This is a genomic window from Paenibacillus sp. 7516 (assembly GCF_002272715.1).
GTDB lineage: Bacteria > Bacillota > Bacilli > Paenibacillales > Paenibacillaceae > Paenibacillus > Paenibacillus illinoisensis_A.
The window spans coordinates 55,732-81,872 of the sequence record NZ_NPBI01000036.1; the positions used below are offsets into that span (position 1 = coordinate 55,732).

A 26,141-nucleotide genomic window follows, 5' to 3' on the forward strand; every position below is an offset into this window, starting at 1 on the left:
CGTGTAATCTTAACTGTCTGAATGGAATCGTACTAAAGTATTAAAAGAAGAGTGAAGGTTTCGTGAATACACCGGATTTAGGCGTAAAGTCGCCTGACTCCGGTGTTTTTTTGGTATGAGTACAGTAATGCACAGACAGGTGCAGAGGAAGAGATCATCCATTTTCTTAGCCAACAACCGTGCATAAGTCTTATTGTTCCAGGTGTGCATGAGAGAGTAAAATAATAGGTGTTATGCGAACGTCAATACGTATTTTCACTTGCAAGATTTATGGAGCGATCCTCAAGAAATAGAACATGAGCTGTTATTCGATAGAGTTTAATTACGAAAGGCAGGAAATTTGATGAGTACACTATATGATCAGGCCATGGAAGAGATGATTGGCGCCATTCATGAATGGTTTGATGAACAGGAGAAGCGAAGCGACTTGGACAAGGTAGTGAAGCGAACCACGCTGCAGATGGGGATCCTGGGTGATGTTTTACTGGATTACAGACCTGGACGTACGACGGTTGACAGCCTGGATCTCGGTTTGGATGATGGCTTGAACTCCAGGAACGCAGGTTCATTTACGGAAGAGCAGGTGCGAAGCGAAATTCAGCCTCAGCTTGCTGAAGTGATCCGGAGAAGATTGGATGAGCTGGGAGATACACCGCTGATCGACTATCATTTCACCTTTCGCGGGAAATTTCCAACGACCGAAGGGAAGCTGCAATTGACGCTATTTGAATATATCAACGAAGAGAAGAAGAAGCAGCTGCTGGAACGCATTCATACCTATGTGGAGCAAAAGCTGGAGAACAGTACATATCCAACGAAACCGCTGGAGTCCTTTTTTTTGACGCGTCATTTGCTTGATCCAGAGCTGTTTCCGAGTCCAAATATTGCCTGGATTATAGCTCAATATGACCGCATTCAGGAATTGAATAAAGGGCGTCAGGATGCCCTGGCGGAGCATCGCGGCAATATCATTCGTGCATTGAAGGATTGGGCAGAGAATCAATTTTTGCCACAGTATTATGATATTCAGTTATCGGAGTATAGGTCGAATGAATATGCACTCAAGCCAGGCGCCGTTCTGGAACAGAATGAGTCTCATGGAGAAGTTGAGAACCATGGGCAGCAAGAGGCCCAGCCGATCGATCTGCTGCTGTACGCAGCGGTCATGATTCTGCGTTTTGAGCCCAGCTACAGTAAACCGACAGGCCTTACCTTCCTGGAACTGGCGAAACAGCTGGGGAGCGACCGTGCAGTTCGAATGATGGCGGAAGGCAGCGGGGCTTATGCCAAGGAAGACATTCATGTAAAAAATGAACAGGTGGAATGCACAGCCAATGATGTGTTCTCTGTCATTACAATCGTTATTCGTCAGGAAAAATCATCTGCCTATGAGCATGCACTGGCATTCATTATTCGGTTACTGAAGAAAGGCTTCCCTAAGAGCTATAAGATCAAGCTCAAATCCAAGGCGAAACAATATTTGCCTATAAAGGGACTGGCCAAGTCGGATACCCACCGGTTCTTCGCGAGTGCACTGGAGTATCCGAATTTGCACCCACTTCTTGAAGAGTACGCTCGGGAAGCCATTGAAGAATTCGAATGGTACGGAGACACAGAGGGAGAGAAGAACTGTATGCCAGGCAGCTATGCCACGTATGGACTGGGGCTCGCAGACGAGGCGTATTTTCCTTTGGTTGAATTTTATATGGGAGAAGTGGACGATGAACACCAATTGGTGCAGGATAAATTCACTGCTGCCTTTGCCGAAAAGCACGGTATAACAGCCAGCTCTGCACCTGCATTGGTTGCCTGCCTACGACGTTCGACGGATGGCTTGAAGCTGAAGATCCAGCCCGAACTGGAAAGTGAAGAGAAGCTTGCTCTTATGGTGCAGCAGATCAACGGACTGGAAACGTATGAAGTGGAGCGTGTGATATATCCGATCTGGGGCAAGGCGGAGAAGCTAGCAGGTCTGGCCCGCAAGGCAGAAGGGAAACGGAAAGAGCTGCTGCTAGAGCTCCTGCAGGCTGCAGGTAAATAGGAGCTTAGCCATCAAGGGGTGAAAGAGCATCTGGAAAGGTGGAGAGCCATGGAAGCACTGACTCGTGCCATATGGGCAGGGTTATCTGTTCAGGAAAAAGAAGAGCTGCTGCATGGGATGATTGCCTTATGTCCGGCGGGTATGGAATACATCGGTGTAAGAACGTTTGAACGGTTCGGTCAGCGAACTGAAACGGGGGTATTTATGCATGCTGGGCGAGAGTTTGTGTTTGTACCTGGAGACCATGCGACCTTAGGGTGGAGTCAGTGGCAGGATGGTATGAATGAGGAGACTTCGGCAGATCTATCTGAGGCGGTAAGTGAGTATGGCGTAGAGGACGTGGATACTTTTCTGGCGAGCCAGATGTCACCGGTGAGAGAAGCAGCTATTGCTCCCATGCTGGTGGAGTGCCATATACAATCACTTGGCTGGATTGAAGCTACCGAAGAAGAAGCATTTACAAGGCATGGATCTGAGTTTGCAGCAGAGCTTGAGCGATTCAAGCATTCTGATCCTAAGGCATTGGAGCAGTATCAGACATTTCGCCTGGAGCGTCAAGGTGAGGATGTCCGCATACAGCTATACAACGAGGAGCTTACAATTGAAGCCTTGCTGGAGGAACAAGCTGAAGCGGGTTTTGGTTTGCTCACCGAGGATGAATGGGAGTATTTGTACGGGGGAGGCTGTCGTACGTTATTTCCCTGGGGCGACAGTTTCGATTATACGATGAAGTTGAAGCATTTTGGACGCTTGGAAGGGCTGAGTGAGATCGTCGGTGAATCGGTCGAGACGGATCCGTCGCTCGTTGAAGAGGATGAAATGCCTTATGATTTGGAGCAGCCCAATTTTTTTGGACTCCAGTTTGCCGGAGATCCGTACAAAGTTGAATTGACGATGGATTGTTCTGGAGGAGTATTGCCCAAAGGCGGCGATGGCGGCGAGATGATCTGTGGCGGCATGGGTCCTTTGGTTGGTTATCTTCCTGCGTCTGCTGCATATTATCGTAACAGCAATGCTAGTGAACTGGACTGGGAAGATTGGATGGATTCCATGTATTATAGAAGAGTTATTCGTTTAACCGATCCGACCTGAAGACGATAAGAAGCAGCAGGGAATATTCGGTCCTTGCTGTTTTTTTGTTTGTAGCTTCTCATTGAAATTTTAAAATTCTGAAGTGATTCAACCCTGTGCGGTTCCACAGCTTAGTGGGTAAATATAATCAGGTTGAACGTCCCAAGAACAGGAGTGGGGGCGCATTGAGCCTGAATGCCTATCCTTTTACAATAAACAGATAGGCTCTTCCATTGGAGTTTGATAGATAAATCATGGAAAAGAGGAATGACTGTGCCTACATATACTTCATTTACCTGCTCTGGCCGGGAGGCTCTGTTTCTGTTTCAGATCATGAATATCCCGGAAGCTGAAGTACTCTTCGCACATCTGAATGATGCTGCATTACAGGGTGAGCAGGCCCGACGTACATTTGAAAAAATAAAAACCGATCTGATCAAGGATGGCGTTATTGAATCTGAAGATAATGACATTACCATACATCCGCAAGTCCATCAGCTGCTCCAGAGCTGCAAGCTCAGCAGCGCAGTGATGAAGCTTCATCTGAAGACATCAAGCTCAGAACAGCGTGGATCAACTCTGACCTATGGCTTCATTTCCGGAACAAACATCGTTGAATGGCTCTGGGATCCTGAACGGGATCAGGTGACCCTGACTTCATTCGAAAGCTTGCAGGACTTGCTTCGTATTATGGGCAATCGGATTGAATTGCCTGACTCTGCCGAGGAATCCATCCATACCCCTATTCAGAAGCACACACTGCAGCAGCTGCTGACGCTGGATAACGAATCAGGCATCGAAAGGGTAACCTACACCTTACGCCAGGACCTGCATGCACATTCGGCTGCAATTCACGAACTGGCCCAAGCGTTTGTTAACATCCAGAAACAAGGGCAGTTTGAGGTGTCCACCCGCGGAATGCAGAACAAGCCACAGACCATTTATTTTATGGGTAGTTGTGCAGGTAATTGGCTGTTCATCGAAGACAAGGAAAATGAAAGAAAAGAACGATGTACAGCATTCAAGATAACAGAAGAAGAGCTGATCCAGAGCCTTTTTTTGCTAACGACGCGTTCGTTGTCCATTTTGCCTGCAGTTTAATCCCATAGAACGCAGGTATGCTTAAGGGGGAGAATAAGTTGACCAAGATTATTATGAAATCGGAGTACCTGAACTCGCTGGCACAGCAGATTGAACAGGTTACTGCACAGCTGCAGCAGGTAGATGGTGTTCTCCAGCGCTCCATTCAGGGAGCGGCTTGGCAGTCGGGGAACCGGCAGACCATTATCGGCTTGTATCAGTCGCACCAGCAGCGGTTTCAGACTGCCGGACAGAGCATGCAGCAGCTGGCTGCATATGTGAAAACCACTCGTGAGCGAATGGAGCAGGAGGATCAATCCGGGGGTACTTTTGGGCTGACGGGCATTAATCTACTGGCACCATTCGATGGGCCTGGCAGCACGGTAGGGACGCTGACTGCTGCTGCGGCTGTTGCCAAACTGGGGTATCGAGTCAGAAATGGTTATATGGTGAAGCAGCAGCTTGATCGGAATACGCCGCGAATTTTGGTTCGTGAAAGCTATGATTCCGTCAAAAATAATCCAGTAGTCAATGGCAGACCCCGTGACTATAAAATTCATTATGTTCGTGACATTGAAGCCAAAATAGCCAACGGAACAGCCACACCTCAGATTAAGGAAATCGCCTCGATGATCAAGCCAGGTTATGCGGTCAGGTCAGCATTGACGGATAAACTGGGCTGGGCCAGCGTCGGCATTGATGTGTTTACAGACACACAGGAGAACATCAGTCAGAACGCATCCACTGACAAAATTGCCGGGGATATCATCGGAAACGTTGTTGTTGGTGGGGCAACGACAGTAGGAGCAACCCTGCTGACCGCTGCGATTCTGCCTGCGGCGGCACCCGTACTTGCCGTTGGTGCGGTTGGTTTGGGCGTATCCGTAGGTTTGACGTATCTCGCAGAAGGGGTAACCATGAACATGGATCTGGATGGCGACGGGCAGGATGATTCCGTGAAAGACGTGGTGAAACACGGAGCGAAGAAGGCCTGGTCTACCGTATCAGGATGGTTCAAATAGATGGCACGTCAGAAACGTTCCACATCATCTACGAACAATCCAGTTGCAACAAGTGTAGAAGGAACCTCTTACCACCCGGACGCGTTTGAAAATTATCTTGCGGTATATGCATCGGATGGAATTCGTTTCAGCGCAGGTACACTGGTGCTCTTTTTTCTGAACGTCTTCCTGCTCATCCCGGTTTTTAGTATCCCGTTCCAGTCTTTATATGCTTATATTCTGCTGCCTCCTCTGGCAGTCATGAATGTATGGGCCGTAGCCCTGATTGCGGCACCGCGCAGACTGCAGCTGAATTATGTTTTGTTCCGCGGCGTATTTGGAATTGTCTGTTCTTTGGGATTCATGATCATCGTGCAAAAGTTCGCTTATGGCATGCTTGGACTGACAACCCCATGGTATGCGATCGGGTCGTTTGCAGTATACGGTTTCGCCTTGTATCAGTATGCCAGGTTCCATCTTCGTAAGCTGCAGCAGCCTCCACATCGACCAAAAGCGGGTACAGGCTCACGTATGCCTGTCGCGACGCTGACCATGCTGACTGGCGCCGGTTATCTGGTGGCCAATCTATCATTGGCCTTTGTCACGCAGCAGACGGTTGCGGTGGTCCTGATGTGTGTCTATATTATGCTAGCTTTTGTTGTATTTCACTTTATCATGGATGTGCATCGGTATTACTGGTTGCGCCGGGTACTGCATGCCCCGAAGGAAACCAATGCCCATAAAGCGCAGAATAGTTGAAGGAGGTTACATACCATATGGAAAAAGATACATTGACTTTACTGCCCAACGGCTCCGTGATCCGGCTGAAGGAAGGCACCAAAAAGCTCGTCATTTATGGACGCAAGCAGATGTTAATGACAGAACCGCCTCGTCAGTTCGATTACATTGGATGTTTGTACCCGGAGGGATATATTAATCCGGATTATACGTATGTATTCAATCATGAAGATATCGAAGAGATTATTTTCAGAGGGTATGTGGATGAGGAAGAAGAAGCATTTGCTGGGAATCTGAATGATTAAATCATGGGTTTGATTTGAAAAAAATAAATATGAACGTTGCAGAAATATGCAAAGTGAAAATACAACCTTAACGGATAACGGATCAGTCCTAGCGTGACTGATCCGTTTCACGGAAGCGGGTTGCCGTCTGCTGCAGACTGGTGCTGGTCTCCTGCAAACCAAGCAGATAATTGCTGATCGATGTCATACTGTCGTTGATCCGCTGCATGAATTCACGCTGCCGTTCACCTTCCCACTGGCCTTCGGCTTGATCCACCATCGTTCTCAGCTGTGCCAAAATATCATTACCGTTCTGGGAAGCCTTGCTGAATTCACCTGCCAGCTGCTGCAGCTCCTCAGGCGAAAGATCTATTCGCTGGTTCATTGTTTTTCCCTCCCTATCTGTTCATGGCTCTATTTAAATGTGCATATACCATTCATTATAACCGTATCTTGAGCGAATTGAAGCTGGACGAAAGCCTTGTTTTCATAACAGCCATACTGTCTGGACTAGGACAAAACACACATCAAAGCTGCCCCCGTTAATAGGAGCAGCATGATGTGTGTTTTGGTATGTTTCGTTTTATTTCAGTTTTTGCACGGACACGGCCATTTGTTCCAGCTGGGTGTGTGTCAGTGCATTATTTGGTGAGCTGAGCGTAACATAGCGATCATCCAGTTGGAATGTCAGCATATCCGTTTTGTCCGGTGTATACCACTTGGCATTTACGCCGTTAGACAGTTTGACTTCTTTGCCATCATAGCTGAACGAGTAGTCTTTCGGCGATACCGTCACATTCATATGGCTGAATACAAAGTTAACGCCATCACCGCCGGCATTCACACTTTGGAATGCATCTCCGGCAATCATGTGCTGAGGCGCGTAAGCCGTCTCAAAGCCATCGAATTTCGCAAATTCTTTACGAATGGTAGCTGTTTGTTCCTTGGTGTAATTTACATTGGCAAACCCGGTGATGCCTTGATCGTTGTTATTCACCTTTTGGACAGATACGGCCACCTGAGCAAGCTGTGCCTGAGTCAACTTATGGTCAGGGGAGCTAAGCGTTACATAACGATCATCCAATGGGAAGGTCAGCATGCCCGTTTGATCCGGCGTGTACCATTTGGCAGTTACGCCATTGGACAATTTCACATCTTTGCTGTCATAGCCATCCGAGTAATCACGTGGAGATATGCTTACTTTCATATGGGTGAAGACAAAGCTCACACCATCGCCCCCGGCGCCAACGCTTTTAAACGTATCACCTTGGATACTTTGCTGAGGTGCATAGGCTGTTTCAAAACCATCGAACTGTGCAAATGCTTTTTGAATTGCTTCCTTTTGTGCTGCACTATAGGTTACATTGGACAGGGCAGAAGGATTGCTAGCTGCTTCCCCGATGATAACCTGACCTTTTTTGCCGTCGTACGATACAGGAACATGCAGCGCATCCGCAATGGCACGTACAGGCAGGTAGGTTGAATTGTTGTAAGTAATCGGTGCAAGTTTATTCCCATTGCCATCCGTTGGAGTATAAGCTGCTCCGTCTACATTGAAGCTGATGCCATGATTAAGATAAGCGGAGATTTTCTCCAGATGAGTACCGGCAAATACACCAGCAGCTCCTGTTAATGTCATGCCAAGTACCATCATCGCTGCAGCAGATTTCTTCAGGTTTTTTTTCATCATGTATAACTCTCCTTTAGGCTCAGTGTATAAGTTGATCTGATAGAATTTACACTTTACCACTTCGATTGCAGTACCATCTTCCGATCCCTCTTATCCCCAGATTTGTTGACTTATTTTAAAAGGGTAAATCCGGTGATAAAGGTGACCGCTTCGCTTCTTCAGATTGGTTCTGCACTCTATGTTACCGTGTGAAATGTCAGGATCAACTTATATGATTGTCATTTGTAGGGCTCGCTGTCCCTTATGGCTTTATATTAAACCCGGAAGTTATCCATAATAATTCTGAATTATCTCCAACTTGTAAACATTGCAAATCTATTTAGGTGAAAAGAATAAGGAACGGAGAGAGGAGTTATGACTGACATTCACTTTGATTCGGAGATTTGAAGTATGTGGTGTACATGGGGGCGGTGTTCAGGGAGAGGGGAATGGATTCCCCAGCCATCTTATATGTAGAACGAACGATTGAAATGTTGAACAGATATAAAGTCATACTTGATTGAACCCGGAGGTCGTTTAGTTTACAAGGTAAAGGATCAGTCCGCCCATGCCAAGCACGATGGCACCAACGTATACATAGGTTAACCGGCTCAAATTCTGTTTGGTTCGGCGGTCGTATTCGGGGTTGCTGGTCTGATTGGCTTTGGAATTTCCGATGATCAGGGTGGCAATGCCGCCGAACAAGGCAATACCAATAATTAAAATATAAGGCAGCCAACTCATGAGTGAACCTCCTTCAAAAGGCATATAATCATCTCCTTTATTGTACCCCAGGATCACCTGGGATGTAAGGTTTTATTTGAGAGAATAAGGGAAAAAAGCAGATGACTTACAGTGGGTATACTCAATTCCAACAAGAGATCACAATAAATTTAAATCATTTTGAGCATGAAAAAAACCAGTAGTGATGCGGATTCGCGGCTCTTCCAAACGGAGGCCGTGAATTTTTTTTGCCTATGGGGTGATCCAGATTGGGGATCCCTGCGTTACACCCTTTGAAAACGACGACGAGGAAACAAAGCATACAAATTATATGGAGGAGTGAATACGTAATGAAAATGAAAATGAAGAAGTTTATCGCACCCATGCTAAGCTTGACGCTCTTGATGCCGGGAATCGCAGGGGCTGCTTCCGCGCCAAAGACACCAATGACTACGATGAAGGCATCCGTGAACACACCTGCTGCTGACCTTAGAGCCAACTTGGATCACCTACTTTCGGAACATTTTGCACTGGCGGTAACAGCTATGGCTAAAGCATATGACGGAGCAAAGGATGCAGACGCAGCTTACAAGGCACTCGACCAAAATGCCCTGGATATGCAGCCGGCTATCGCCTCCCTGTACGGTGATGCAGGTGCGAAGGAATTCGAACGCATCTTCCGTGCTCACAACAAGTACACCGACGATCTGGTGAAAGCAACGAAAATGGGTAACCAGGCTGGCATCAAACAAGCACAGGATAACATCAATGGATTTGTCGATGAGTTCTCCACATTCCTGAACACCGCAACAGAAGGCAAATTGCCAAAAGCGGCAGCCAAAGAAGCACTGAAGGTACATGAAGATCTCGTGCAAAACGTATTCGATGAATATGTAGCCGGAGATTACAGCGATGCATACAAGGCGTACCGCGAAGGTTTCAAGGAGATGTTCGACGTAAGTAAGGCGCTCTCCACGGCAATCACGACACAAATGCCTGAAAAGTTCGAGAACACCAAAGCCGATACGAAAGCAGCCGATCTTAGATCCGCTCTGAATCACCTGGCCTCCGAGCACTTTGCGCTGTCTGCCCTGCAAATGCAAGAGGAATACGATGGACGCACAGCAGCCTCGAATGCTCTAGTTACAGCTGAAGCTGGGAACACAGCTGATTTCAAAGCAGCCATTGCTTCCATCTACGGTAATGACGGGGCCAACGCTTTCGAGAAAATTTGGGTAACCAATCATGTTAATGCACAGAGTGACTATGTAAAATCTGTTAAAAACAATGACGCAGCAGCTCGTGCAGCGGTGGAGAAGCGTATTGATGGTTTCACCACAGAATTCGCTGCATTCCTGGATTCGGCAACAGCAGGCAATCTGCCTAAGGCAGCCGGACAAGAAGCACTGACTACACATGAAGAGCAAGTACAGAAAGTTCTCGACCAATATGCAGCCGGCAATTATGATGCTTCGTATACAACGAATCGTGAAGGTTTCAAAGTGATGTTTGGTGTAGGTCAAGCCCTGGGCAATGCGATCGTGACTCAGAACAATGACAAATTTCAGGAGCCGATGACACCTGCCCCAACACCAACGCCAGCTCCGGATATGACCACTGTTTGGATGAAGCTGAACAGCAAAATGCTGAAAATTAACGATAAAACGACCAACATGGACACTACACCCGTGCTCTGGAAAAACACGACGTACATTCCACTTCGTTTCCTGAGTGAAGGAATTGGCGCAACGGTGAAATGGGACAAAAAAGCCCAGGAAGTTACGGTTATGGCTGGTGATGATACCCTCGTATTCTGGGTGAACAACAAAGTCATGGAAGTGAACGGTATGAAGAAGAACGTAGGCTCCACCGTGTTTGTTAACAAAGATGGACGTACCCAAGTACCCCTGCGTTTCATTGCTGAACTTCTGAACTGGGACGTAAAATGGGCTCAAAAGGATGGTTCCATCACATTGACCAAATCGATGTAATCGTAGGAAGTCGACCAACGAACAACCAGAAAGAAGCAGGAGGGCTGCCCGAAAGGCAGCTCTTTTGTGTTTCACCAATTTATTCAAATATTTGGTATAATGATCATCATGTAACACCCTACATAACGGCTTGAATAGCCCTTGCGTCATGAATGAGGTATTATGATATTTCAAAATGCAGAGGAGGCCAGATGAATGAGTGCATCATCAAAACCTGAGCGACCGGCGAGACATGTGGATACCCGGCTGTTTATTGCTTGGGCCGTATCCGTCATCGCGACGGGAGGAAGTTTATATTTCAGCGAGATTAAGGGATATATCCCTTGTGACCTGTGCTGGTTCCAGCGAATCTTTATGTATCCACTGACCATAGTGCTTGGGATCGCCTATTTCAAGGATGATGTAGGGATCACCAAATATGTGCTTCCGCTTAGTTTCATTGGCGGTGGAATCTCGTTATACCACGTTACGATTCAGCGGATCTATTCGGCTACTGGCAATTCCGTCGCTTGTGGGCAGATTCCTTGCTATACCGACTATTTGAACTGGTTTGGTTTCATCACGATTCCATTGCTTGCGCTGATTGCGTTTATCATCATTATTGTAATGTTGTGGGGAATTGGCAAAACACCAAAATCTTCTTCATAAGAAAGGACAGATGATGGATGAGTGGACAAGTCCGTTGGTTCATGCCGTTAATTATCATTCTGCTCCTTACGACTGTGGGCTGCTCTAACGATGAGCCATCCCAGAGTACGGATACGCTGGAGATGATTAAGGTGCAGCTCATGGTACCGGATAAGGTGTCCATCCAGGATGATGTTGCCCTGCAGATTAAACTGACGCAGGGTGGTCAGCCCGTGGATGATGCAGACCATGTGCAATTTCAGGTATGGAATGAAAAAGATGAACCAGCAGCATCTGCTGTGGATCAAGGAATGAATCCTGAGGATCTAGAAGCTCAGGGAGCGATTACGGCCCAATCCACAGGGGATGGAATTTACGAGGCCAACTATGCGTTCGAAGAAACGGGCGTATATGTCGTACAGGTCCATGTAACCGCTGGGGCCATGCATGCGATGCCGAGAACCAAGGTAACTGTAGAGAGCGCTTCAGGCAATTAAAAAAGAATGCTCAGTTGAACATGAAAACCCGCCAGACGAGGTACAAGCCAATCACAGGGCTGCTGTACCACGTATGACGGGTTTTCTAATGATGACTGTTATTGGCTGCTTCATGACTACTGATATGTTCTGCTTAAATATTCTAGATATTGCTTGCGTGTAAGACCTTCAGCACGTTCCCGAGCTGGAAGAGATCATATCAGCCCCTTTATGATATAATTCGAAAGTTTAACCTTGACCTTGAAGTATGCTTCAAGGTTTATCCTTGTTGTATTACAGAGATGTTGGAGGTTGAACGATGAGAATATTGGAATGGATTTTAGTACTTGTAACGGTTGTGGTCGCCATATTGATGCTGGTTCGTCCGAGGCGGGGGATGAGGATGGCTATGATATCTGCTTTGGTTTTGTTTACTGCGCTGCACGGTGTAATAGAGCAGTTTCGAGTGCAAATGCTGCCTACATATCTTTTGGTCCTGGTTCTTTTGGTTATGATCGTTGTTCGCCAAAAGAATCACAGATCATGGATCAAAGCCACGCTTTCTTCTATCATGGTATTGGTACTTAGTGCTGGTTCAGTGGCACTGACCTGGTTACTTCCGGCTTTTACAATGCCTGAGCCAACCGGCCCGTATGCCATAGGTACATTCCAACAGCAGCTCGTGGATGAATCCCGTGAAGAGACGAAGTCGGCTGAGCCAGGAGACAAGCGGGAACTTATGATCAATGTCTGGTATCCAGTGGATCACGAAGCTGCCAAGGGACTTCCGCTGGAGCATTACCCCGCAGAGCTGGGTGAAGCCATCAGCCTTGTGTTCGGTATTCCACCACAGGTGTTTAGCTATCTGGACACGATTCCTACACATGTGGTCACGGGTGCAAAGGTATCGGCCGCAGAGAGCAACTATCCTGTGCTGCTCTTCTCGCCAGGGGTTCGTTCTGCCCGTTTCCAAAGTATGACCGCTATTGAAGAATTGGTTAGCCATGGGTACATTGTTGTGGGGATAGACCATCCGTACACATCAGCACAAGTTACGTTTCCGGACGGACATGTCGTGGCGTATGAAGCTAATCCCGAATTCGATACGTCAGAGGAACTGTATCAGTATAATGTCCAAGGAGTAAGCATTCGTGCTGCAGACGCAAGCTTTGTGCTGGATACACTTACATTATGGAATAGTCATGATCCGAACAGGCTGCTCGAAGGCAAGTTGGACCTGGATCGTGTAGGCATTTTTGGTCACTCTTACGGCGGGGCAACCACAGCGGAGGCTCTGGCTCAGGATGATCGGTTTAGCGCAGGGCTTAGTCTGGAAGGCGGTTTTTGGGGTGAAGTGTCCAAGGCCGCTCTGAAACAGCCGTTTATGTATATCATGTCAGGTGAGACAGCCAAAAGTTTTGCACCGGATGCCACCGAAAAAGACAACGTGTTTTATCCGGAGTTTGAACCGGATTTGGATCATGTCATGACACATAGCTTGAATGATACCTATTACCTGACTGTGGATGGTTTTTTCCACCAGAGCTTCACAGATATCTCGTTGATCTCGCCTCGAATGTTTGCCAGGGGGATGACGCCCGAGCATAATGTGGATATCACGAGATCATACACGCTGGCATTCTTCGACCGCTATCTTAAAGGAGAGCAGCCGGTGCTGTTGGAAGGACCATCAGACCGGTTCCCGGAAGCAGCATACGATACCAAATATACAAGCATAGGTCATAAACAGGTGAAACAACATTAAGAGGAAAGGTGGGACAGGCTTTATGGGTACCATGACGAGAGGCGAATTGGCGAAACGGACAGGAATAAGCATGGCAGCCATCCGTTATTACGAGAACAGTGGCATACTGCCTGCTCCCCGCCGGGCATCTAACGGATATCGAATATATACAGAGGATTATCTGGTCAAAATCAAATTTATTCAGGATGCACAGGCACTGGGATATTCGCTAAAAGAGATTCAGGAAAACTTGCAGCTGCTTAGCCAGGAGGATATGGAAAGTGAGCAGCTGAAAATGCTGGTACGCGACCGAATCAAAGACATTGAGAGTCACATCACGAATCTGCAGCGTATGCAAACGTTCCTTGAAGCCCTGCTCATGACATCGGAAAAGGATATCCATAACTACATTCAATCTTTCCGTAATAATAAAGACGAGTAATATAATAACCTCCCTTCCACATCAGATGGAATTGGGAGGTTACTTATTTCATATAAACCCTGCTTCCCGCAAAAAGTGGTGTACAATTCTCGTCTGGTACTTGATCCGTACGGATCGCTTCAGGCTCCAGCAGGTTTCAACGGTGACGGAACGAGCCTGCAGCAGTCTGGCGGCAGCTGTCCGGGCAGATCCGGGAAGCTCATGCTGCTTCAGGTTGAAATGCCGATCACGAATGGCGATGGAACGATTCATGTGTTCAATAATTCTTCTGCATGCCGGAACGGCACGGCTTCCGGGATTGGTGATCAGGGTTTGCCCCAATACACGGGAGCTAAGCTGGGACAATCCGTTAGCCTCGTGCAGGTCGATCCACCAGTCTGGCCCATGTTCACGTGCCAGACGAAAGACGGCAGAAGCAAGTGGATGCTTCGCTTTGGCAGATAAGCGAAGGGGAAATGTTCTGTTCAGATCGGGATTGCCCCTGATTTTTTTGTCATAAGCCTTCTGGTTCACTCTTGGAATAATAATGAGAAGACCGCGCTGAATGGATAGTCGTCCTGCTGCGCAATCGTCGGCGAGTTTTTGCGCAGCAGCCATGCTTGCGGTTTCGTTTCCATGAATGCCGGAAGTGACAACCATCACGGGGCCAGACGCTGCACCACGCACCATGTAGTAGGGAGTAGAGTATGTGCTGGACGCTGTCAGTACATGTTTAGTGACAAGCATGAACCTCACCTCCGTTACCACAGTACGTCATGTCCTTCTTGCATGTAACGGCACCCGAACAGGCCCTCATCCAGATCTGTCCAAAATGGGCCAATCAGTATACCTGGTGGATAATATCTTCGAAATCAGGTTCCTGCATCTCCACATCGATAATCTCGCCCCATTGTTCCAGCAGCTTCAGAATATTCATCGTACTCCATTCTTTCCGGTTCACTTGTACAGTAACGACCAGTCCGTCCACACCTGTAATCTGGATGGCAGGAGGTATGGTTTCCGGAATATGAAACTCCCCTCGGTAAGTCACCCGGATAATCGTGGGCAGACCAATCGTGTCCCGCAGAGAGGAGATCGTACCGTCATATGTGAGCCGCCCATGATTAATGACCATCACCCGGCTGCATAACTGCTCGATATCATCCATATCATGCGTCGTCAGCAAAATGGTTTTGCCAAACTCTTCATTTAATGTCCGCAGAAACTGGCGTATGTTCCGTTTGGCGTTCACATCCAGCCCAATTGTGGGTTCATCGAGAAAAAGCAGTTCCGGATCATGCAGCATGGAAGCTGCCAGATCTGCTCGCATCCGCTGTCCAAGTGAGAGTTTACGGACAGGAGTGGCCCAGAAGGATTCAAGGTCCAGCAGTTCGGCGAACTGGGACAACCGTTTCCTTTTGAGTTCAGCAGGTACGCCGTACATTTCAGCCAGAATATCATACGAATCCTTCACAGGCAGATCCCACCAGAGCTGGCTGCGTTGACCAAACACTACCCCCAGTCGTCTTACCGTTTGCAGCCTTTCCTGATGCGGGTTCATGCCGGCTAACCTTACCTCCCCGGAAGTCGGGTGGAGGATGCCAGTCAACATTTTGATGGTGGTCGACTTGCCGGCACCATTCGGCCCGATGTATCCAACGAACTCTCCTTGTGGAATGTCAAAACTGATGTCACGTACGGCCTCTTTGGATACGTATTCGCGTGAAAATAGCGTCCGAAGTCCGGAGAACCGGCCTTCCCGAACGACAGGCGTTTTAAATTCCTTCTGCAGTTGTCTCGCTGTGATCATGTTCATGGTAAGATCCCTCCTTAGCTTCCCGTGCTTTGATATTTGGTGATACCGTATTTCCAGAAGCGCAGACTGGCAGCCAGACACAAAGCAGCTACAGCCGCAATCGCTGCAAGCACCCATGCTCCTCCTTGACCCCGCAGTAGATACAGGGAGGGGATGTAGTTGACGAATCCAACCGGGATGACCGTCAGAAGAATGCCGGACATCCACTTGGGATATAACGTTAGCGGATATTGGGCAGCCGTACGGGCTGCATCTTCGGTGATTGTCTGCAGTTCCTCAATCCGTGTGGTCCAGAATCCCAGCGTCGCTGTAGCCAGTCCAATGGAGAAGAGGATGATGGCTCCAGTCAGAATAATCAGGAGAGAGAGGGGAATGACCGTCCAGCCAATCTGCCCGCTGTGCATCATGCCTGCCAGAGACCAGCATAGAATGAATCCTCCCTGAAGCACTTCGCCGACCATGATGCGGAAATTTTGCGGCAGCAGGGCAAGTAATACGGGCATGGGCCTCGTTAACAGTTGATCCAGTTCGCCGCCGACTAAATATTTCTCCAGATGATGAACCTCATTGCCGAAGGTACGGTACAGTGTTTTGGATAACGTCATGATCGCGAACAGATAACCGATCTCATGGAGAGACCAGCCCTTAATCGCACCAAACTGATGCAGCACCAGCGCAACCATGAGAAATTCGGAGATCTGAATCAGTGCGGCCAGAACGGAAGCCAATATAAAATTGAACTTGTACTGCATCCGGCTGCGGATGCTCGTTCGAATCAGTATTTTATATAGATGGTACCAGGAAGTTCGCTTCATCCGCCCTGCACCTCCACTTTGCGGCGCATCACACGGGTGATGACCAGACAGATCAGGGTCATAAGCACACACCAAAGCAAGGTTCCCCAGAGCAAGGAGCCAACTTCAAAACCGAGATAGATTCGGGTAGGAACATAGAGCAGAAAGGGATAGGGTGATAACCAGGCCAGACGTTCGAGCCAGTCAGGCAGCCATTCGAGCGGGATGAAGAAACCAGCCAGCAAATTCATCAAGGCATGATTGCCCCAGTGAAGCCAGGATGATTCGGTCGTCCAGATGGCAGTAACCCCAATGATGTAATTCATGCAGATGGATAAGTAGGATGCGCCGGCAAGACCAAGCGCTGCAAATAACAGGGTTGAGACCTCCGTAGGCCATTGCAGGGAAAAAACGATAGAGAATAGCAGGTAGATTGGAATGCTCTTGTACACGAACTGGTAGGCAATCTGTCCCCATTCGCGTGCCATAAGGTGAGTAAACAGATGCACCGGCCTCATCAGATCCAGCGCGATCTGCCCTGTCCTGACCGTAAGGGGAATTCCGAGCCCATTGGTGAGAAAACCCGAGATCCAGAGAGAGGATTGCGTAAACGCAATGTAACTGACCATCCCCTGTGTCCCGTATTCCCCGAGAGAGTGATCGGCCCCGATGCCGATCCAGAGGCAGGCATACATGTAACCGAACATGGCGCTTGCCAGGTTATGTACCATGTGTGCCCCGCGGTATTGCAGATTCCGGGCGTAGGCTTTGGAAGCCAAAGTGAGATAAAGCATTTGACACCTCCGATAAGTGGATTGAACGGCGGTCCCGTTCACTTCAGTCAAGGCGAAAAAGAGAGAAGGACAACAGCATACCAATTTATTCCTTCACAGGCAAGACATTTTTTTGGGATATCCCGGAAGAAACAGGGCTGTTCAATAATGCGCCACAAGACAGCGGTTCGCCCGGTCCTTTATAATTAAGGAGTAATGACGTAAACGTTTACAATATGAGCTATTCAAATTTAAAATAATCCGCCGGGCATGTGCCTGACGATGGAGGATACAGCTTCAACAATCCGGCAAGAGAGAAGGTTGGAATGAAAAAAATTGCATGGGTTACCGACAGTACCAGCACACTCGACCCACTGTTTGCAGAGCAAAATCACGTATACATTGTACCGCTGCGCGTTGTATTTGGAGAGGAATGCTACCGGGAGACCGAGGACATCTCATCCGAACAGTTCTATGAGAAGCTTGCAGAGGCTGCAAGGGCAAGCAGCTCTCAGCCGCCTATAGGTGAGTTTATCGAACTATATGAATCGCTAAAAGGTCAGTATGATGAGATTATTACCATTCACTGCTCAACTGCACTTAGCGGAACGCTGCATACTTCAATGCAGGCAGCAGAGATTGCTGGAGTATCGATAACGGCAATTGATTCCAGAGCGGGAGCCTACCCGCTGCGGGAGATGATTTTGCAAGGCGTGGAAATGCAGAAAAAGGGATGTTCAATATCCGAAATCAAGCTTCACATCGAACAGATGATGGATAACATGTCCTTTTACCTCATTCCGGCCAGTCTTCAGCATCTTCACCGCAGTGGGCGCGTGTCAGGCACACAGCTAGTTCTCAGCCAATTGTTGAAAATTCACCTGCTCTTGCGGTTTGAAGAGGGCAAGGTCGTCGTAAACGAGAAGATTCGTACCTTCAAGCGAGCCAAACAGCGCATGTTAGAGGTGCTGAAGGTCGACATGGAGAAAGTAAAACATGTGTGTATCATGCATGCCGATAACCAGGAAGAAGCCATCACCATCAAGCAGCAAATTGCCGATTTGCTGCCCCGATTGAAGACGGAAATCATGCCTTTTATCCCTGTGGTAGGTATTCATGCAGGTGCAGGTACGATTGGTCTGTGCTGGATACGCAGTGAGACGACATAGATGGATTAATGATCGAAAAGGTAGGGGAGTCACCTCGTGTACAGGTGGCTTCCCTGCCTTTTTTGTACCTATTTTAGATGACGTTCGAAGAAGTGGCGCTTCCGCATTGCCAATTTAGGTGAACTGTGAGGTAATAAAAGAAAACAAAGAAGTTGGGGGAAAATCACGTGTCGAGTTACCGTTTGCTGCTTGTGGAAGACGATCATTCAATTAGTGAGATGGTTGGACCATATCTGGAGAAAGAGGGCTACAGCGTCACGTACGCATATGACGGATTAGAGGCAGAGCACAAGTTTCAACAAGCGGATCCTGCGTTTGATTTGATCATTCTGGACCTCATGCTGCCGCACCGAAGCGGCATGGACGTACTGCAGACCATCAGAGCTGCCAGTCTTGTCCCTGTCTTAATATTATCTGCAAAGGATGGGGAAGTGGACAAGGCACTGGGGCTTGGTTTCGGTGCAGACGACTATTTGAGCAAGCCGTTCTCCCTCATCGAATTGACCGCGCGAATCAAGGCGGCAATTCGCCGCGCCAACTATACGGTACCGCCGGTTACCTCGACACCAGCCAAGGATCAACGGATTGAAATTGGCGGGCTGGTGGTGGATATGGAAACCTATGAAGTGGAGCGGGAAGGCACCCCTGTAAGACTGACATCCAAGGAATTTGGCATTCTTAAGTTGTTTGTTACGCATCCTGGCAGAGTGTTTACGAAGGCACAGATTTACGCATCTGTCTGGAACGATCCGTATTATGGGGACGAAAATATCATTAACGTACATATGCGGAGGCTGCGCGAAAAGATCGAGACAGATCCATCGAATCCGCAGTATATCAAAACGTTGTGGGGGATCGGTTATAAGCTGGAGGTGGAGCCCAAGTGATCATCCTATTGGCCATCTTAACCGTTGCTCTCCTCATGCTTGTCATTTTACTCGCTGTGAAGCTGAATAAGCGCAGCCGGCAATTGGCATATATTCATCAGAAGCTCGGAGGCATTCTGGAAGAGGGGACATATGAGCGTTTGCTGGTCTTTAGCAGCGATGCACAGATTCGCCTCCTGCTGGGGGATATCAACGAATTGCTGGATTACGCACACCGAACCGGTGCCCGTTATGCCAATCAGGAGAAGGAGATCCGCAATATGCTCTCCAACATCTCCCACGACTTGAAGACCCCTCTCACGGTAGTGATGGGTTATAGTGAAACGCTGCTCCATAGCTCTTCATTAACCGATCAGGAACGGGAAGGTATGATCAGCAAGATTCAGGATAAAGCGCAGGAGGTGCTGCGTCTGATCCATTCCTTCTTTGATCTGGCGAAATTGGAGTCAGGGGATACCGAGCTTGCATTGACTCGAATAAATCTTAGTGAATTATGCCGGGTGAAGATGCTCTCCTTTTATGAAATGTTAACGAATCAGGGTCTGCAGGTGGAGCTGTCCATTCCTGAGAGTGATCTCTTCGTGACCGGCAATGAGGATGCACTCGACCGGGTGCTGGATAATCTGATTACTAATGCGATGCGGTACGGGGCGGACGGTAAGGTATTGGGTCTGCTGCTTGAACCAACGAATCATGGAGAGGTCATGCTGCAGATTTGGGACAAGGGTAAAGGCATTCCGGAAAAAGAACAAGCCCGTGTTTTTGAACGCATGTATACGCTGGAGGATTCCCGTAACCGTCTCTATCATGGAAGCGGGCTTGGCCTCACCATCACGAAGCGACTTGTCGAACGGATGGGGGGACGCATTGAGCTGCGGAGCGTACCCTATGAGCGGACTTCATTTAAAATCTCTCTTACATCTCGTTAGTTGCCTTTTTGTGTGGATGGGGGAACTTAAGTTTTTTGTAAGATTTGATTAATAAAAAAGCAGACTTTTCTCTTTACAATACAGATATAAGAACCCGTCAGGGGTCGTAAAGGAGAACAGAAGAGATGAGATATATTGCACGCACCATCGGTGTGACCAAAACCTATGCAGGCACGGAGGTCGTATCCAACGTCAATATGAATATCAAGCAAGGTGAAATATACGGATTTTTAGGGCCGAACGGAGCAGGGAAAACGACAATAATGAAAATGTTGACCAATCTGGTTAAGCCTACCGTAGGGGAGATTGAAATGTTCGGGGAGAAACTTACCCCTGACTCTTATGAAGTGCTTAAGCGAATAGGCAGCATTATTGAATATCCTTTTTTCTACGATAAATTGTCCGCTAGGGATAACTTGGAGCTTCATTGCGAATATATGGGATTTCATAACAAGAAGGTTATCGGCGATATGATGGAAAGTGTAGGTCTGAAGGATACCGGCAAGAAACCGGTACGTGATTTCTCCCTGGGGATGAAGCAGAGGCTGGGTATTGCCCGTGCATTGATTACAACGCCGGAATTTCTTATCCTCGATGAACCTATTAACGGGCTCGACCCGGTGGGCATCAAGGAGATGCGTGATTTGTTCAAGCGTCTGAGTGCAGAGTATCGAATTACTCTTCTGATCTCCAGTCATATCCTGGGCGAGATTGAGCAAATTGCTGATACGGTAGGGGTAATTCGTGGCGGTCGTCTGGTCGAGGAAGTGTCGATGGAGAGCTTACGTGGGAAACATAGCGAATATATCGAACTGCAGGTTATTGATGGACGCAAGGCGACTTATGTTATTGAGCAGCAGCTCGAGTTGAAAAACTATAAATTGGTTGACGATCGTACAGTTCGCATTTATGACCCTGGTGTATCTGCATCCCAATTAACAGGCAGTCTGGTTCAGCATGGTGTTGAGATTGAGTCGATTATCAAGCGGTCCCATTCGCTGGAGGAACACTTTCTAAACCTGGTGAAGGGGGATGGGGACGTTGCTTAAACTTATTTTTCTCGAAATGCGAAAACACCGGTTTGCTCGTAATTTCGGATACGCAGCTATCGCCAATGTGGGGATTCTGTTGTTTCTGATCATGATTGGTGTGGTGGACTGGGGAGCAGAAGATTATGCCTTCACCACGTATCCTCTCTCCTTTATGCTGATTGATACATTTGCCCGGGCAACCTTTATTATTTTTGGAGGGGCACTGATATCGAAGCTGATTATTAGCGAATATAGAAACAAAACGATGAATGTGATGTTTACCTATCCAATAAAACGTCACAAAATTATTGCAGCCAAGCTGATTATCGTATTTGCGTTTACCTTTTTCATGATTATGTTTACCAATTTGCTGATGGGAGCAATCCTGCTGACAACAGATCACTTTTATCCCTTTATTGCCGATGAGCTGACGGGTAATCAAGCACTTCAATTGCTGATCAAATATACGATTAGTTCGCTGTCTGCTGCTGCAATGGCATTGATTCCACTATTGTTCGGCATGCGAAAGCACTCGGTCACGGCAACCATGGTGTCGTCTATTTTCCTGGTTTTCGCAGTGTGTTCCGGCGTGAATGGACCAAGCGTTTCCATCAATTCCATTATCGTGATTCCATTAACTCTGGGCGCCATCGGCCTTTGGATTGCTTCCCTGTCCATGGTTCGGCTGGAGACAAAAGATGTGAACTAAAGTGCTCGCAAAACCATGCTTCGTATGGCTTCAGATGCCATTGACATCCGCTCGTACAAGGGATAGGATAATGTCAACTGAAACATGAAGGAGAATGCGACTACCATGACGATTCCAAAAACATTGACAATAGCCGGCTCGGATACAAGCGGCGGTGCAGGAATTCAAGCTGATTTGAAAACATTCCAGGAGCTTGGTGTGTACGGGATGACCGTTCTGACTACGGTTGTGGCGATGGAGCCTGAAACATGGGACCACCAGGTTTTCCCTGTGGCTCTGGATGTAGTGGAAGCACAGCTCCGTACCGTTCTGGACGGAATTGGTTTTGATGCGATGAAGACGGGAATGCTGGGTTCCGTAGATATTATTGAACTGGTAGCGAAGCATGTTCGCCGCAGCGGTCTGCCGCAGATCGTAATCGATCCGGTAATGGTCTGCAAAGGTACAGATGAGGTGCTGCAGCCTGAGAATACGGAAGCAATGATTGAATTTTTGCTGCCGGGTGCTGACCTTGTTACTCCAAACCTGTTTGAAGCTTCCCAACTGGCCAAGAGCGGACCGATCCGTTCCAAGGAACAGATGGAAGCAGCAGCTGCTGTAATTCACAACCATGGGGCGAAGCATGTCCTGATCAAGGACAGAGGCGTCATTACCCCAGGCAAAGCGATGGATCTTCTCTATGATGGCAAAAACTACGAATGGTATGAAGCCGATGTTGTTGGTTCCGGTTATACGCATGGGGCGGGTTGTACAACCTCTGCAGCGATTACCGCTGGTTTGGCGCGCGGTTTGTCTGTAAAAGAGGCTGTACGTGAAGGCAAAGCCTTCATTACTCAAGCGATTGCTGGCGGATTCCCGCTTAATCGTTTTGTTGGCCCGACGTTGCACGCGGCACACCGCTTGGAGCAGCAACGCTAATAGCGGGTGCGGTAAGCGATACCGGGAAAGAGAACTTGGATTCAGCTGAAGGGTGGTTGTCAATGGGCGAAGGTGGCTCGTTGGCAACCGCCTTTTTGTGTGGATTGCTGCGAATTTAGTAACTTATATGGGGTATTAATCGTATATAACATGGAGTTCATTCCAGAACATGGATGGACACACGAACGACACATGGAATCGGTATGTTAACAGAAGAAAGATAAAAGGAGAGTCGGCCATGGTGAGAACAGTGCTTCTCGTGGAAGACGAAAGCCGCATTCGTGAAATTGTGGCCGATTATTTTATAAAGGAACAATGGAATGTAATCGAGGCGGAGCATGGAATTGAAGCACTCCAACTGCTGGATCTGCATGAAGTGGATCTGGTCATTCTGGATGTGCTGATGCCTGAAATGGATGGATGGACGCTCTGTGAGCATATTCGGTCTCAATCCACCGTACCTATTATAATGCTGACCGCAAGGTCTGAAGATGATGATAAGATCCACGGATTTAACCTTGGTGTCGATGACTATGTAACGAAGCCGTTCAGCCCTCGTGTGCTGGTTGCGCGTGCGGAGACATTAATGAAGCGAGTCGAAGGTGCAATCAGCAGGGAACAGGGTGTGATCCGGTTTGGCCACGCATTGCTTGATCCTTGGGCGAGACGACTGGAGATGAATGGAATGGAGGTAGAGCTTGCTCCCAAAGAATATGAGTTGCTGCTCTACCTGGCACGCAATCAGGGAATCGTTCTATCCCGGGATGCGATCCTTAATCGGGTCTGGGGATATGACTTTGATGGTGATTCCCGCGTTGTGGATACGCACATTAAGAAGCTGCGCAGCAAACTAGGGGATGAAGCCAAGTGTATCCGGACAGTTATTGGCACGGGATATCGATTCGAGGCTGAGGCATGAGACGTAATGGCGTAACGATGAAGCTATTTCTGGTTATGGCCGGTTTTCTGCTCCTCTTATATGGAACATCAGTGACTGCACAGTTGGTCTGGTTCCCGGACTTTTACCAGCATCAGAAGATCAGCAGCATGAAGAAAAAACTGGCCAAATTTGAACAGCAGTATTCCAGAGGGCATTGGGATAGTATACAACTGGCCAAGGAAACCGGGAAGTTCATGCGTCAGAATCAGTCGCATCTAGTGATTTTGACAAGCACGGGCAAACTGGTCAACGATCCGTTTCATATTACCCTGCTTCGCGAGGATGGCAGTCAGGTGAAGGTCTCCCTATCCCTGTTCATCAATAGTGAGAACGCGGGCTGGATTGCCACTCATCTGAAATATGGCCAGGAATTGACCGTCACAGGTCCGGCCAGCGGGTTGAACGAACCGATGGTCTATCCGTTAAAAATCCAGGACAACAATTCTGCCGCGCGAGGTACGGAGGATTTTCAGGAGCTCTCTGAGCCGGTTCAGGAATGGTCTGGCGTATTGACGGAAGTGGTACTTCCCAATTTGGGAACATGGAGTCAGCGTCAGGGATTGCTTGTGCAGGCACTGGACAGCCGCTTCCCACTCTCAACGGAGGACCAGCTCAGTTTGGCGAGTGGCAAGATGCTTAATGAAGAATGGACGGATAGCTGGAGTGGTGTTCGGAATGTGATTACCATTGCTCCGGTCCACAAAAACGGGCCGCAGCAGCAGCTTATTTTTTCCCTGACTTCTCTGCAGGAGATGAGGGAAGCGAATGAAGCAACACGTTTGTTCTATGCATATTTTGGTATGGGTGCATTTGTACTGATTCTGTTTCTTTCCCTGTTATTGTCCAGAATTGTCACAAAACCCTTACTGGCCTTGAACCATGTGGCCAAAAAGATGTCGACGCTTGATTTCTCCGTGAAATCACCGATCAAACGCAATGATGAAATTGGCAGCTTGTCCGATAGCCTGAACGCTCTGTCCACCACATTGGGGCAGACGCTGGAGGAACTCAGACAGGCGAATCGTCAAATGCGGACCGATATGGAGATGAAGCAGCGGATCGAACAGCGGCAGCGTGAATTTTTTGCCGATGCATCGCATGAACTCAAAACGCCTATCAGTATCATCAAGGGATATTCCGAAGGGCTGAAGGATGGAGTCAGCGAGAACAAGCGGGAGCGTTACATTGAGATCATTGCGGATGAAGCGGTCAAAATGGAGACGATGGTTGAAGAAATGCTGGATCTCGTTAGGTTGGAATCCCAGGCGATCAAGCTAAATACCGGTGCAGTTGTCCTTGGAGACATGATCGAGGAGATTGCCGGGCGTCTCGGCCCGCAGCTGAAGGAAAAAGGCCTCGAAATCGTGCTTGTCTCCACCACAGAGCAGACCGTTGAAGGAGATCGAAGTAAGCTGGAGCAAGTGATCTATAACATGATGATGAATGCTATACGTCATGCGCTGCCGCAGACCGATATAATGATAGAGATCAGCAGACTGGAAGGGCAGGTAAGAATCTCCATCGAAAATAAAGGCGAAGGGATCTCGGAAGCTGAACGCCAGTATATCTGGGAGAGATTTTATCGGGTAGAACGATCACGGAATCGCAAAATGGGAGGAACAGGCCTGGGCCTGGCCATCGCGAAGCAGATTCTTGATCTGCACGGATGCAGTTATGGAGTGGAGAACACGCCGGACGGAGTCCGCTTTTATATTATTTTTCCTAATGCTTAGTACGAAAGGGAGTCAAGTCTTATGAAATCTTTACCGTCCATTTTAACATTGGGCAATTTAACTTCTGGCATGCTCGCTGTCATAATGGCCATTCATGGCGAGTTCGCACTGGCCGTGACAATGATTTGGGTTGCCATGTTCTTTGATCTGTTTGACGGCTTTGCCGCACGAAAATTGCATTGTGAGGGAGAGTTCGGCAAGGCGCTGGATTCTCTGGCTGATGTCATTTCCTTCGGAACAGCCCCGGTGCTGATTCTGTATCTGAATTCCATGAACGAGGTCAGTGTGCTTGGCATGGCATTGACGGCATTGTTTCCGGTATGTGGCGCCTTGCGCCTCGCTCGTTACAATTGTCAGAAGACAGCAAGTGTAGGTTTTGTAGGAATGCCAATTACGTTTGCAGGCGGACTGATGTCCTTTTTCGCGCTCTGGAGTCCTTATTTCACCCACGGTGTAGCTTATCTTGTTATCGTTGTATTATCCGGTCTAATGGTCAGCCAAATTCGATTCCCATCTCTGAAACAGGTGTTGGCGCCTCATGAGAAGGACGTCGTGGAACCGAAATAAGGAGCGAGT

General features: G+C 48.1%; 27 protein-coding genes. 20 read left to right on the forward strand and 7 right to left on the reverse strand.

Translation table 11 applies throughout. The features are described from left to right. Nucleotides 1–343: 343 nt before the first annotated feature. From CHI14_RS25145 to CHI14_RS25170, 6 genes are all read left to right on the forward strand, one after another. Nucleotides 344–2,041, forward strand: coding sequence for a DUF6138 family protein (locus CHI14_RS25145; protein ID WP_095292293.1), 1,698 nt, complete (start codon nucleotides 344–346; stop codon nucleotides 2,039–2,041). A gap of 48 nt (nucleotides 2,042–2,089) precedes the next feature. Next, nucleotides 2,090–3,133, forward strand: coding sequence for a hypothetical protein (locus tag CHI14_RS25150; protein WP_095292294.1), 1,044 nt, complete (start codon nucleotides 2,090–2,092; stop codon nucleotides 3,131–3,133). Nucleotides 3,134–3,385: 252 nt separating this feature from the next. Next, entirely contained in the window at nucleotides 3,386–4,213 is an 828-nt protein-coding gene (locus tag CHI14_RS25155; protein ID WP_095292295.1) for a hypothetical protein, read from the forward strand. Between the two features lie 38 nt (nucleotides 4,214–4,251). Continuing rightward, nucleotides 4,252–5,214 carry a hypothetical protein gene (locus CHI14_RS30570; RefSeq protein ID WP_246058541.1) on the forward strand — a complete coding sequence of 321 codons (963 nt, stop codon included), beginning with the start codon at nucleotides 4,252–4,254 and terminating at the stop codon, nucleotides 5,212–5,214. Continuing rightward, nucleotides 5,215–5,952, forward strand: a complete 738-nt coding sequence (locus tag CHI14_RS25165) for a hypothetical protein (protein WP_095292297.1) — start codon at nucleotides 5,215–5,217, stop codon at nucleotides 5,950–5,952. Nucleotides 5,953–5,969: 17 nt separating this feature from the next. After that, nucleotides 5,970–6,236: a DUF4176 domain-containing protein gene (locus tag CHI14_RS25170; protein WP_095292298.1), complete on the forward strand. Its 267-nt coding sequence runs from the start codon at nucleotides 5,970–5,972 to the stop codon at nucleotides 6,234–6,236. A gap of 88 nt (nucleotides 6,237–6,324) precedes the next feature. Here the strand turns inward: CHI14_RS25170 and CHI14_RS25175 are convergent, their stop codons facing one another. The 3 genes from CHI14_RS25175 to CHI14_RS25185 all read right to left on the reverse strand — a co-directional run bounded on the left by CHI14_RS25175 (nucleotide 6,325) and on the right by CHI14_RS25185 (nucleotide 8,628). After that, a complete protein-coding gene (locus CHI14_RS25175) occupies nucleotides 6,325–6,600 on the reverse strand; it encodes a WXG100 family type VII secretion target (RefSeq protein ID WP_095292300.1) in 276 nt (91 codons plus the stop codon). A 198-nt stretch (nucleotides 6,601–6,798) separates the two neighbouring features. Continuing rightward, nucleotides 6,799–7,905, reverse strand: coding sequence for a stalk domain-containing protein (locus CHI14_RS25180; protein ID WP_249281234.1), 1,107 nt, complete (start codon nucleotides 7,903–7,905; stop codon nucleotides 6,799–6,801). A gap of 516 nt (nucleotides 7,906–8,421) precedes the next feature. Then, nucleotides 8,422–8,628 (reverse strand): hypothetical protein, encoded by a 207-nt coding sequence (locus CHI14_RS25185; RefSeq protein WP_095292370.1) that lies wholly within the window; start codon nucleotides 8,626–8,628, stop codon nucleotides 8,422–8,424. A 335-nt stretch (nucleotides 8,629–8,963) separates the two neighbouring features. Here CHI14_RS25185 and CHI14_RS25190 point away from each other — a divergent pair, with 335 nt between their 5' ends. The 5 genes from CHI14_RS25190 to CHI14_RS25210 all read left to right on the forward strand — a co-directional run bounded on the left by CHI14_RS25190 (nucleotide 8,964) and on the right by CHI14_RS25210 (nucleotide 13,887). Then, nucleotides 8,964–10,598, forward strand: coding sequence for a copper amine oxidase N-terminal domain-containing protein (locus CHI14_RS25190; RefSeq protein WP_095292372.1), 1,635 nt, complete (start codon nucleotides 8,964–8,966; stop codon nucleotides 10,596–10,598). Nucleotides 10,599–10,793: 195 nt separating this feature from the next. Then, nucleotides 10,794–11,246 carry a disulfide oxidoreductase gene (locus tag CHI14_RS25195; RefSeq protein WP_095292301.1) on the forward strand — a complete coding sequence of 151 codons (453 nt, stop codon included), beginning with the start codon at nucleotides 10,794–10,796 and terminating at the stop codon, nucleotides 11,244–11,246. 17 nt (nucleotides 11,247–11,263) lie between these two features. Beyond that, a complete protein-coding gene (locus CHI14_RS25200; protein WP_095292303.1) occupies nucleotides 11,264–11,722 on the forward strand; it encodes a FixH family protein in 459 nt (152 codons plus the stop codon). Nucleotides 11,723–12,020: 298 nt separating this feature from the next. Next, nucleotides 12,021–13,466 (forward strand): alpha/beta hydrolase family protein, encoded by a 1,446-nt coding sequence (locus CHI14_RS25205; protein WP_095292304.1) that lies wholly within the window; start codon nucleotides 12,021–12,023, stop codon nucleotides 13,464–13,466. A gap of 22 nt (nucleotides 13,467–13,488) precedes the next feature. Continuing rightward, nucleotides 13,489–13,887, forward strand: coding sequence for a MerR family transcriptional regulator (locus CHI14_RS25210; RefSeq protein WP_095292306.1), 399 nt, complete (start codon nucleotides 13,489–13,491; stop codon nucleotides 13,885–13,887). 48 nt (nucleotides 13,888–13,935) lie between these two features. Here CHI14_RS25210 and CHI14_RS25215 read toward each other — a convergent pair whose 3' ends face one another. From CHI14_RS25215 to CHI14_RS25230, 4 genes are all read right to left on the reverse strand, one after another. After that, on the reverse strand, nucleotides 13,936–14,613 hold the full coding sequence (locus CHI14_RS25215; RefSeq protein ID WP_095292307.1) for a succinylglutamate desuccinylase/aspartoacylase family protein: 678 nt from the start codon (nucleotides 14,611–14,613) through the stop codon (nucleotides 13,936–13,938). Nucleotides 14,614–14,707: 94 nt separating this feature from the next. Continuing rightward, a complete protein-coding gene (locus tag CHI14_RS25220) occupies nucleotides 14,708–15,676 on the reverse strand; it encodes an ABC transporter ATP-binding protein (RefSeq protein ID WP_095292373.1) in 969 nt (322 codons plus the stop codon). Nucleotides 15,677–15,696: 20 nt separating this feature from the next. After that, entirely contained in the window at nucleotides 15,697–16,497 is an 801-nt protein-coding gene (locus CHI14_RS25225) for an ABC transporter permease (RefSeq protein ID WP_095292309.1), read from the reverse strand. Next, nucleotides 16,494–17,270 carry an ABC transporter permease gene (locus tag CHI14_RS25230; RefSeq protein ID WP_095292310.1) on the reverse strand — a complete coding sequence of 259 codons (777 nt, stop codon included), beginning with the start codon at nucleotides 17,268–17,270 and terminating at the stop codon, nucleotides 16,494–16,496. Before CHI14_RS25230 ends, CHI14_RS25225 begins: the two co-directional genes overlap by 4 nt. Before the next feature lie 305 nt (nucleotides 17,271–17,575). Here CHI14_RS25230 and CHI14_RS25235 point away from each other — a divergent pair, with 305 nt between their 5' ends. From CHI14_RS25235 to pssA, 9 genes are all read left to right on the forward strand, one after another. Beyond that, on the forward strand, nucleotides 17,576–18,418 hold the full coding sequence (locus CHI14_RS25235) for a DegV family protein (protein WP_095292313.1): 843 nt from the start codon (nucleotides 17,576–17,578) through the stop codon (nucleotides 18,416–18,418). A 218-nt stretch (nucleotides 18,419–18,636) separates the two neighbouring features. Beyond that, nucleotides 18,637–19,305, forward strand: a complete 669-nt coding sequence (locus CHI14_RS25240; RefSeq protein ID WP_481856454.1) for a response regulator transcription factor — start codon at nucleotides 18,637–18,639, stop codon at nucleotides 19,303–19,305. Beyond that, on the forward strand, nucleotides 19,305–20,234 hold the full coding sequence (locus tag CHI14_RS25245; RefSeq protein WP_212677027.1) for a sensor histidine kinase: 930 nt from the start codon (nucleotides 19,305–19,307) through the stop codon (nucleotides 20,232–20,234). Before CHI14_RS25240 ends, CHI14_RS25245 begins: the two co-directional genes overlap by 1 nt. Before the next feature lie 125 nt (nucleotides 20,235–20,359). Then, complete coding sequence (locus tag CHI14_RS25250; RefSeq protein WP_095292317.1) at nucleotides 20,360–21,283, forward strand: ABC transporter ATP-binding protein; 924 nt, start codon at nucleotides 20,360–20,362, stop codon at nucleotides 21,281–21,283. Next, the gene (locus tag CHI14_RS25255; RefSeq protein WP_170948270.1) at nucleotides 21,276–21,974 is read left to right on the forward strand and encodes an ABC transporter permease; all 699 of its coding nucleotides are present in this window, start codon (nucleotides 21,276–21,278) and stop codon (nucleotides 21,972–21,974) included. Before CHI14_RS25250 ends, CHI14_RS25255 begins: the two co-directional genes overlap by 8 nt. A 105-nt stretch (nucleotides 21,975–22,079) precedes the next feature. Next, a complete protein-coding gene (thiD, locus tag CHI14_RS25260; RefSeq protein WP_095292321.1) occupies nucleotides 22,080–22,892 on the forward strand; it encodes a bifunctional hydroxymethylpyrimidine kinase/phosphomethylpyrimidine kinase in 813 nt (270 codons plus the stop codon). A 238-nt stretch (nucleotides 22,893–23,130) separates the two neighbouring features. Next, nucleotides 23,131–23,811 (forward strand): response regulator transcription factor, encoded by a 681-nt coding sequence (locus tag CHI14_RS25265; RefSeq protein ID WP_095292323.1) that lies wholly within the window; start codon nucleotides 23,131–23,133, stop codon nucleotides 23,809–23,811. Further along, nucleotides 23,808–25,565 (forward strand): sensor histidine kinase, encoded by a 1,758-nt coding sequence (locus tag CHI14_RS25270; protein ID WP_095292325.1) that lies wholly within the window; start codon nucleotides 23,808–23,810, stop codon nucleotides 25,563–25,565. The genes CHI14_RS25265 and CHI14_RS25270 overlap by 4 nt, the downstream gene beginning before the upstream one ends. 21 nt (nucleotides 25,566–25,586) lie before the next feature. Next, nucleotides 25,587–26,132 (forward strand): CDP-diacylglycerol--serine O-phosphatidyltransferase, encoded by a 546-nt coding sequence (gene pssA / locus CHI14_RS25275; RefSeq protein WP_095292327.1) that lies wholly within the window; start codon nucleotides 25,587–25,589, stop codon nucleotides 26,130–26,132. Nucleotides 26,133–26,141 lie beyond the last annotated feature (9 nt).